Source organism: Streptomyces sp. NPDC053426 (assembly GCF_055585405.1).
Genome location: NZ_JBVJKE010000038.1, coordinates 22,006 through 28,591, shown reverse-complemented (window position 1 = coordinate 28,591; position 6,586 = coordinate 22,006). Strand labels below are relative to the sequence as shown.

The 6,586-nt window shown below is 67.0% G+C and carries 6 protein-coding genes and 2 pseudogenes; 5 read left to right on the top strand and 3 right to left on the bottom strand.

The genetic code is table 11. The features are described from left to right. Positions 1 to 413: dihydrofolate reductase family protein (locus ACZ62B_RS38285; RefSeq protein ID WP_469693891.1), on the top strand; the 413-nt coding region annotated here is incomplete at its 5' end. Positions 414 to 428: 15 nt separating this feature from the next. Continuing rightward, positions 429 to 848 (top strand): hypothetical protein, encoded by a 420-nt coding sequence (locus tag ACZ62B_RS38280; RefSeq protein ID WP_344566497.1) that lies wholly within the window; start codon positions 429 to 431, stop codon positions 846 to 848. A gap of 7 nt (positions 849 to 855) precedes the next feature. Here ACZ62B_RS38280 and ACZ62B_RS38275 read toward each other — a convergent pair. After that, positions 856 to 1,181, bottom strand: a pseudogene (locus ACZ62B_RS38275) (IS5/IS1182 family transposase); the annotation flags it as partial. Between ACZ62B_RS38275 and ACZ62B_RS38270 the strand changes: the two are divergent. After that, positions 1,133 to 1,309, top strand: a pseudogene (locus tag ACZ62B_RS38270) (IS5 family transposase); the annotation flags it as partial. The pseudogenes ACZ62B_RS38275 and ACZ62B_RS38270 overlap by 49 nt on opposite strands. Before the next feature lie 28 nt (positions 1,310 to 1,337). On the opposite strand, the gene ACZ62B_RS38265 reads toward ACZ62B_RS38270, so the two are convergent. Next, positions 1,338 to 1,679: a DUF5713 family protein gene (locus ACZ62B_RS38265; protein ID WP_469693889.1), complete on the bottom strand. Its 342-nt coding sequence runs from the start codon at positions 1,677 to 1,679 to the stop codon at positions 1,338 to 1,340. 766 nt (positions 1,680 to 2,445) lie between these two features. Between ACZ62B_RS38265 and ACZ62B_RS38260 the strand changes: the two genes are divergently transcribed. Then, complete coding sequence (locus ACZ62B_RS38260) at positions 2,446 to 3,045, top strand: hypothetical protein (RefSeq protein ID WP_468887185.1); 600 nt, start codon at positions 2,446 to 2,448, stop codon at positions 3,043 to 3,045. Positions 3,046 to 3,883: 838 nt separating this feature from the next. Here ACZ62B_RS38260 and ACZ62B_RS38255 read toward each other — a convergent pair. Next, the gene (locus tag ACZ62B_RS38255; protein ID WP_344566503.1) at positions 3,884 to 4,654 is read right to left on the bottom strand and encodes a calcium-binding protein; all 771 of its coding nucleotides are present in this window, start codon (positions 4,652 to 4,654) and stop codon (positions 3,884 to 3,886) included. A 1,057-nt stretch (positions 4,655 to 5,711) separates the two neighbouring features. On the opposite strand from ACZ62B_RS38255, the gene ACZ62B_RS38250 reads away from it, so the two are divergent. Further along, positions 5,712 to 6,386, top strand: coding sequence for a lytic polysaccharide monooxygenase auxiliary activity family 9 protein (locus ACZ62B_RS38250; RefSeq protein WP_465270131.1), 675 nt, complete (start codon positions 5,712 to 5,714; stop codon positions 6,384 to 6,386). The last annotated feature ends 200 nt before the right edge of the window (positions 6,387 to 6,586 follow it).

Sequence of the window (6,586 nt, the reverse complement as noted above, 5' to 3'; positions counted from 1 at the left end):
GCCAGGACGAGTTCAGGCCCGAGGAAGAGGCGTCCGTGGACGAGCTCACGCAAGCGTCCAAGGTGGTGTTCTCCTCCTCACTGAAGGAGCCACTGACGTGGGCCAACTCCACGCTCGTCCGCGACGACGCCGTCGAGGCGGTCCGCGCCATGAAGTCGGGCGGCTCGGGGCTCCTCAGCACGATCGGCAGCCTCAGCCTGTGCCGGTCCCTGCTACGAGCCGGACTGGTCGACCGCTTCCGGGTCGTGATGTTCCCCGTGATCACCGGGGCCACGGGCCAAGAGCGCATCTACGACGGTTATCCGGACGTCGCCCTCGAGATGACCGAGCACCGCACCTTCGACGGCCGCATCCAGCTGGTCGAGTACAAGCCCCGCGTGCTCGACCACCCGCCGCTCGGCGTCCCCGCGTGACGTCGTGATCAAGCCATGGGACTCGTCCTCGCGGTGGAGCGACTTCAGGAAGTCGATCAGCCGTCCGAGCATCCTCTCGAACTCATGGCAACTCATCCGGCAGTCCTCGAACTGCCCGTACATGTCCCCGAGTTCGATCTCGTCCGGCCCTACGCGTCTGACCTGCGCGCTCGTGGTCGCCAGGGTGTAGTCGTCGCCGAACTCCTCCGCCATCCGCCGCCACTGGCACAGATAGCCCTCCGCGGCAGTGACCGAGTCGCCGAAGGGAATCAGCACGGTCTCCACGGCGAGCCGCACGTTCTCCGGCGTACCGGAGGGCGCGACGGCGAGGACCATACCGTCCTCATCCACCGTGAAGGACCACTTGTCGGTGCCCGTCATCAGGGCCTTCCTTGGGAGAAGAAGGTGGAAAAAACATATCAGGGTGCCTATTGAGTCGTGATCAATGGGTGGTCCGAGTCAGATCCTTGATCCGGACCATCGAGGCGCGCAGGTGGAAGCCGACGAGGTGGCCGTGCGGGGCCTTGTCGTATCGGATGGCGATGCCTCACCAGGCCCCGAGACTGTCGATCGGGCGTTCGACGACGTTCCTCTCCTTGCAGAGGCCGGCGTCGTGGCTGATGGGCCGCCCGCCTCTGGAGCCCTTTTCTTCCGGTTGGCGGCCTGGTCCTTCTTCTCCGGGGCAACCGCCTTAGCACCGCGTTTGCGCAGGTGGATTCGGTTGCCGCGGGACGAGCAGGCCGCCGCACTTCGACCCGGCCGACCACCACCAGCGCCATGCGGTCGAGTGCGGGATCAACCGCCTCAAGAGACACCGTGCTGCCGCCACGCGCTACGACAAGCTCGCCGTCCGCCACGAGGCGACCGTGCTGATCGCGGCTCTCAACGAACGGCTTCGAACGGAGGAGACCTTCCCGTCCTCATTCACCAGTCCCGGCCGGCGGTCAACACCTCCGCATCCGCGTCCGAGAACCCGTATGCCGACGCGACGAAGCAGAACTCGTCGCAGATCCACTCGCGCGCGACCGTCTCGATCCCGCTCCCGGCCGCCACGAACTCCCTGTCCAGCAGGTTGAACTCCTCCGTCGCAGCCTGGGTGAGCCCATACAGGGCTTCCAGATCCGACGGCTGCCCGGCCTCAATGCGCTCGCACAGCCGCAGCAGGATCGCCTTTCCTCCATCGACTACGTGATCAGGGAAGTACGGGTCCTCGTACATCGACCGCAGGAACGCGTGTCCCGCTACCTGCTGGTTTGTGATCGGCATGGCGCCTCTTCGCCTCCGCGATGAGCTGACACGCCGATCATGCACAGCACCACTGACACGGGCGCCACTCATGCAGGGCGGACCCCACGCGACCAGGACTTCGACCGGGAGATCCCGTGCTGGTCCAGGAGGGCATGGAACGCGGTCGGCACCTTGCCGTCCCCGGTTGGACCGTCAGGCCTGCAGTACGGGCAGAGGCGACGCTCGTCGAGGCTCTCTGGATTCATGTGCCCACAGCCGGCGCACTCGAGCAGACCATCGCTGTAGAGGTCCTGATCTCCTCCGAATTCAAAAGATCTCTCTGGCCGGCAGTCGATCGGGTCGTCATCTTCGTTGTGGTAGTAGTTCGGCGCTCTGGACGGGGTACCTCCGGGGAAATCCCACTTCTCATACCAGTCCCTCGTGGAGTTCACCCGGTCAGCATCCGCGACATCTGCGAGACAACGGAAGACCTCAGCAGTCACTCCTCGCCATGGACCCTTTCCGCGCAGCAGCACCGGCAGGTGCGAACCGCATGCCGCCCCGGCTCACCCGCACCCCAGCAACCCGCTCATCGGCATCGACCTGTAGCCGCTGCCGCATGCTTGAGGCCCGCCGAGGGCGTACTGGCTGGCCCTGTTCGACTTCGACGACCGGACGCTGTCGGGCCTGCGGACGTTGGGACGCCATCGGTCGTAGCGACTGCTGGTCGTGGTCGCCGACGGTCGGGGCAGTGGGCGGCTACCCGGGTGGCGGCGCCGGTCGTAGCGGGTGGGATGCTCCTCGGATGACGGATCGACCGGAGACTTTCCTCGCCCATCTGCGGACCGCGGCCGTCGGCGTCCTCAAACGCTTTCCCGCCGAGCTGAGGCCCGAAATCTACGCCCTGTCCTTCCGCATCTGGCGGGTTGACGACGACGACCGCCGCCCGTACGTGGCCATCGGTTACAACACCGAGAGCCAGTACGAACGGGAGCGCTACCCGGACGACGACGGCGAGGTGCGCTGGAACTACGCCTACTGGCTCCTCGAGGGCTTCGAGACGCTCGGCAACGTCCCCGAGGACCCGGTCGGCAGTCAGGTGTACGTCGAGGAGGTGCGGCGCCTCGGCGCCTGGTACGACGGCGAGTTCGACCTCGACAGGCTGCTGGACGACGAGGACGTGGCCGCCCGTGCCGAACTGCTGCGCGCGCACTTCTGCGACGCAGTGATCGACCTGGCCCGGCATCTGCACGCCGACGGGGTGATCGAGCGCGTCCTCGGCCGGTCGCTGCCGGTGGTCGTCTTCGACATGGCCCGCCCCGGCTGGGAGGTGCATGCCACCGAGGTCGCCAACCCGCCCGGAGTGGTCGAGGAGTTCATGGCGTGGCAGCTGGCGGCCGGGTAGATCCAGGGTCCGTCTTCAAACGGATCTTGCCCAGAGCAGGAACGACGCAAGACCGACCGCTGCTTCGTGGGAGGTGGCGGTCTTGTCGTATCTGGTGGCGATTCCGCGGAAGCCTTTGAGGCGGTTGAAGCAGCGTTCGACGCGGTTGCGCCGACGGTAGATCTGCCGGTCGAATGCCGGTGGCCGGCCGCCTCGGCGGCCGCGGTTGTACCGGTGGCGCCGTTGGTCGGTTTCATCCGGTTGAGAGACGTTCAGAGGTGAAGGGTCTGGCAGACCGCTACAACGACCTGCGTTCTCTTGGCCAGGGGTACGTCGAGGTTCGGTTGTCGAACGGGGAGTTCCCGACGCTGGTCCTGGCCTTCCGAGATGATCACGCGGTCGTCCAACTGATGAGTCCCCCCGAGCGAATGTCTCCGCTCGCAGGAGACGGCACTGTGCCCTTGGTGTTTGCTGCCCGTCTCGCGCCGGTCGACCGGCGACGGACCGGTGTCGGCACCCCCTTTTCACGCGGATGTGGAAACCGTCCGCGCAGGCCCGTGACCAGTCGAACTCCCCGGCCTCGTTCAGTTCGGCCGGCGGAATCCGGTGCAGCCGGTCAAAGACGCCGACCTGCTGCCGCCTCTTTCCAGGCGGCGCCAGCAGGCCTGCCCGGAGACGGACTCCGGCTCCAGCGGCAGCAGTTGTCAGGCCATGTCGTTGTAGAGGACGTACAGGATGCCCTGCAGACCAAGTCGTCGTCCACGGTCCACGGCCGAGTACTCACGACATCACGAACGGCCCAGCCACCAGACCGGTCACGTCCGACCGGGCCGCTTCGACAAGTTCGTGTTACGAGCTTTCACGGGAGGACGAGGTCGCGGCCGGGTCCGCCTTCGAGGACGTCCTTTCCGGTGCCACCGCAGACGAGGTCGTCGCCGCCTTCGCCGTCCAGTGTGTCGTTGCCGGAGCCTCCGAGGAGGATGTCGCGGCCGTCCCCGCCCATGGCGTGGTCGTCGCCGGGGCCGGCGTGCACGGTGTCGTCACCGCCGTAACCCTCGATCATGTCGTCGCCCCGGCCGCCCCACATCTGCTGGTTGCTACTGTCACCCATCAGGTGGTCCATGCCGTCGCCGCCGTGCAGGGCCGCGGGTCCCATGACCATGTCGTTCCCCGCGTCACCCAGCACCGTGCGTGCGGTGTGGGCGTGCAGTTCGTCGTCGCCGAGGCCGCCGCTGACGGTGCCGATTCCGGGAGTGAAGGCGGCGATCGTGTCGTTGCCGTCGCCGAGGAAGACGTCGATCCGGTCGGACCGGGGGCTGTCGGCGGGCAGTTCGCAGACGACGGAGGTGGTGTCCTCGGCTCTGGAGTACGCACAGTGGTCGCCCGGTTCGAGCGGGACCACGTCGCTGAAGCCGATTCGCCGGATCCCGTCACTGGTGTACATGGAGAATATGTTGAGGTTGTTGATCTGTCCTGCAGCGGCGGTGAAGACGATCGACTGAGTTGCCCAGTCGGCTCCGACGCGGGCCTTCGCCTCGGCGGCGGTGGCGGTTGCTGCCGGGCCGACGGCGAGGCCGGCGGTGAACAGGGCCACGGCGACCGCGCTGACGGTGGCTCGGTTTCGGTGCATCAGACCTCATCTCGGTGGAGTGACGGTGGACCGGCTCGCTTGGCGTGGTGCTGTCGGGGATCGGGCGGCCCCGGTCGTGAAGGCAGTCTCCCCTGCTGGTCCGGATCCGCAAGACTGCGAATTGACGCGGCGTCATGATAAGCCGATGTCCCTCCGGGTGTGATGGTTGAGCTTCTTTGGTCAGGCGTGTTCCCGGTGTCGTCGTGGCAGGGTTCGCTAGATCAATTCCGGCTCGGCGAAGGGGGGTTGGCCGACGCGGTCGATGGTCGGGATGGTCGGAGGAGCGGAAGGCGGCTACCTGGGTGCGGGCGGAGGAGCTTCGCCCGCAGGCGGAACGAATCGCGATCGGATTCGCCGAGTTCCTGGCCGCTCCGGACGTGGCGGGAGTGCCCGCTGCGGGTGCGCGGGGCTGTATCGGCGGTGGCCGAAGAGGCCCTTGGCTCGGGTGCTGTCGTGTCGCACTGGCACGAGGTGGCGACCGTGGAGGTGCTCGCGGTGGACTACCGACGGATCGTCGAGCTGGTGGCCGCTACACGGGTGAGAGCGGAGAGCTCGGTGGGGGAAGCATCATCGGTGGGAACCGGCGACGGCCGAGCCGCAGCCCATGCCGTCCGCTCACCGCGGGGCAGCCCTGTCCGGAACAGCCGTGCCGGCACACGTGGAACGCACCCGGGCGTGATCAGCCGGGCCTCTTCTCCGTGGCCTGGCCGACGATCCACCGGGAAGTGTTCCGGCACCTGGTCCGCGAGCGTCTCGGGGCCACGGTGGCGCCCCATGGGATCTCGCGTGTTGTGGAACTGGACGGCCCCCGCGCCGGAACCAGGTCCCGTTGCCATGCTGCGAACGCCCCTCCCTGACATCGCCCCGCGCACCGGTCCAGGCCGCGTCCTCGCTTTCCGGTCCCGGGAACGGTTCTGGCTCCTGGTTCACGGCAGATTCCCTGCTCGCCGCCCACCTCTGTAACCAACTCCGATTGCTTCATTGACATTTCATCCAGAAGACGTACCGTTGGGAGCGCTCCCACGACAGTCTTGCAACTGGAAGGAGTTCCCCCCACATGCGCAAACAGAGTCCGTTAACAGGGCGTTCACGGTCGCCCCTCCGCCGGCCTCTCCAGGCGCTCGTCATGGTGTTCGCCGTGGTTGTCGGCGCACTGGCCTGGTCGGCCCCCGCCCAGGCTCACGGCACCATCATCAACCCCGCCTCCCGCGCGTATCAGTGCTGGAAGACGTGGGGCAGCAACCACACGAGCCCGGCCATGCAGACCGAAGACCCCATGTGTTATCAGGCGTTCCAGGCCAACCCCGACACCATGTGGAACTGGATGAGCGCACTCCGCGACGGCCTCGGTGGCCAGTTCCAGGCGCGGACCCCCGACGGGACGCTCTGCAGCAACAACCTCTCGAGGAACGCCAGCCTGGACAAGCCCGGGCAGTGGAAGACGACCAACATCAGCAACAACTTCACGGTCCAACTGCACGACCAGGCGTCCCACGGTGCCGACTACTTCAGGGTCTACGTGAGCAAGCAGGGCTTCAACCCCAAGACCCAGACCCTGGGCTGGGGCAACCTCGACTTCATCACGCAGACCGGTCGCTACGCCCCGGCGCAGGACATCAGGTTCAACGTCAACACCTCCGGCTACACCGGTCACCACATCCTGTTCGTGATCTGGCAGGCCTCGCACCTCGACCAGGCCTACATGTGGTGCAGCGACGTGAACTTCGGCTGAGCCGGAGAGCGCCGCACACGGCACCGGCCTCTGCCGGGCGCCGGTAACCCACCGCCCGGCCGACCGAGCTCCGTCGGGGCAGGGGACCCATTTGGTCACCCTGCCCTGATGGGGCTCCCTGCGCTCCTGGTGTGAACACATCCGATCGCACGGCAGTCGCACGGTAGCCGGCTCCCCACCGTCTCGTCGTACGACTCCGG

Excerpts from the sequence above, each read along its gene's own strand:
- ACZ62B_RS38280 (WP_344566497.1), top strand. The coding sequence starts at position 429 with ATGGGACTCGTCCTCGCGGTGGAGCGACTTCAGGAAGTCGATCAGCCG.
- ACZ62B_RS38265 (WP_469693889.1), bottom strand. The coding sequence starts at position 1,679 with ATGCCGATCACAAACCAGCAGGTAGCGGGACACGCGTTCCTGCGGTCG.
- ACZ62B_RS38260 (WP_468887185.1), top strand. The coding sequence starts at position 2,446 with ATGACGGATCGACCGGAGACTTTCCTCGCCCATCTGCGGACCGCGGCC.
- ACZ62B_RS38255 (WP_344566503.1), bottom strand. The coding sequence starts at position 4,654 with ATGCACCGAAACCGAGCCACCGTCAGCGCGGTCGCCGTGGCCCTGTTC.
- ACZ62B_RS38250 (WP_465270131.1), top strand. The coding sequence starts at position 5,712 with ATGCGCAAACAGAGTCCGTTAACAGGGCGTTCACGGTCGCCCCTCCGC.